1 rRNA gene is annotated in these 2,227 nt (G+C 54.2%); it reads left to right on the forward strand.

Annotated features, from left to right (window positions below):
* Window positions 1–2,226, forward strand: a 23S ribosomal RNA gene (locus NST26_RS33935); the annotation flags it as partial.
* Window position 2,227 lies beyond the last annotated feature (1 nt).

Genomic DNA, 2,227 nt, shown 5'->3' on the forward strand with positions numbered 1-2,227 from the left:
AGTATGTGGACGTAGACCCGAAACCGTGTGATCTACCCCTGTCCAGGGTGAAGGTGCGGTAACACGCACTGGAGGCCCGAACCCACGCATGTTGAAAAATGCGGGGATGAGGTGGGGGTAGCGGAGAAATTCCAATCGAACTCGGAGATAGCTGGTTCTCCCCGAAATAGCTTTAGGGCTAGCCTCGGTGAATGGAGTGGTGGAGGTAGAGCACTGATTGGGTGCGGGGCCCGCAAGGGTTACCAAGCTCAGTCAAACTCCGAATGCCATTTACTTCTTGCCGGGAGTCAGACAGTGAGTGCTAAGATCCATTGTCAAAAGGGAAACAGCCCAGACCATCAGCTAAGGTCCCCAAGTGTGTGTTAAGTGGGAAAGGATGTGGAGTTGCACAGACAACCAGGATGTTGGCTTAGAAGCAGCCACCATTGAAAGAGTGCGTAATAGCTCACTGGTCGAGTGACTCTGCGCCGAAAATGTAACGGGGCTAAACACACCACCGAAGCTATGGCTAGATGCTTTGCATCTGGGGTAGGGGAGCGTTGTATGTGGGTTGAAGGTGTACCGTAAGGAGCGCTGGACAGCATACAAGTGAGAATGCCGGTATGAGTAACGAAAAGATCAGTGAGAATCTGATCCGCCGAAAGCCCAAGGTTTCCTGAGGAAGGCTCGTCCGCTCAGGGTAAGTCGGGACCTAAGGCGAGGCCGACAGGCGTAGTCGAAGGACAACAGTTTGAAATTACTGTACCACCGTAATCCGCTATGAGCGATGGGGTGACGCAGGAGGGTAGTGACGCGGACTGATGGATGTCCGTCTAAGCAGTGAGGCTGGTGTGCAGGCAAATCCGCACATCGTTAAGGCTGGGCTGTGATGGGGAGCGAAAATTATAGTAGCGAAGGTCATGATCTCACACTGCCAAGAAAAGCCTCTAGTCAGGAGAAGGTGCCCGTACCGCAAACCGACACAGGTAGGCGAGAAGAGAATTCTAAGGCGCGCGGAAGAACTCTCGTTAAGGAACTCGGCAAAATGACCCCGTAACTTCGGGAGAAGGGGTGCCTCGGTAGGGTGAATAGCCCGAGGGGGCCGCAGTGAAAAGGCCCAAGCGACTGTTTAGCAAAAACACAGGTCTGTGCGAAGCCGCAAGGCGAAGTATACGGGCTGACGCCTGCCCGGTGCTGGAAGGTTAAGGGGAGCGGTTAGGGGTTAAACCCGAAGCTGTGAACCGAAGCCCCAGTAAACGGCGGCCGTAACTATAACGGTCCTAAGGTAGCGAAATTCCTTGTCAGGTAAATTCTGACCCGCACGAATGGCGTAACGACTTGGGCGCTGTCTCAACGAGAGATCCGGTGAAATTTTAATACCTGTGAAGATGCAGGTTACCCGCGACAAGACGGAAAGACCCCATGGAGCTTTACTGCAGCTTGATATTGAATTTGGGTACGATCTGTACAGGATAGGTGGGAGCCGTGGAGGCAGGAGCGCAAGCTTCTGCGGAGGCGCCGTTGGGATACCACCCTGATCGTATCTAGGTTCTAACCTAGTGCCCTTATCGGGTACGGGGACCGTGTCAGGCGGGCAGTTTGACTGGGGCGGTCGCCTCCTAAAGAGTAACGGAGGCGTTCAAAGGTTCCCTCAGAATGGTTGGAAATCATTCGCAGAGTGCAAAGGCATAAGGGAGCTTGACTGCGAGACCTACAAGTCGAGCAGGGACGAAAGTCGGACTTAGTGATCCGGTGGTACCGCATGGAAGGGCCATCGCTCAACGGATAAAAGCTACCCTGGGGATAACAGGCTTATCTCCCCCAAGAGTCCACATCGACGGGGAGGTTTGGCACCTCGATGTCGGCTCATCGCATCCTGGGGCTGAAGTAGGTCCCAAGGGTTGGGCTGTTCGCCCATTAAAGCGGTACGCGAGCTGGGTTCAGAACGTCGTGAGACAGTTCGGTCCCTATCTGTCGTGGGCGCAGGAAATTTGAGAGGAGCTGTCCTTAGTACGAGAGGACCGGGATGGACGTACCGCTGGTGCATCAGTTGTTCCGCCAGGAGCATGGCTGAGTAGCTACGTACGGACGGGATAAGCGCTGAAAGCATCTAAGCGTGAAGCCCCCCTCAAGATGAGATTTCCCAGTATGTAAGACCCCTTGAAGACGACGAGGTAGATAGGTTGGAGGTGGAAGTGCAGCAATGCATGGAGCTGACCAATACTAATCGGTCGAGGGCTTATCCAAA

Source organism: Paenibacillus sp. FSL R7-0128 (genome assembly GCF_038002245.1).
Classification (GTDB): Bacteria; Bacillota; Bacilli; order Paenibacillales; family Paenibacillaceae; genus Paenibacillus_AQ; species Paenibacillus_AQ silagei.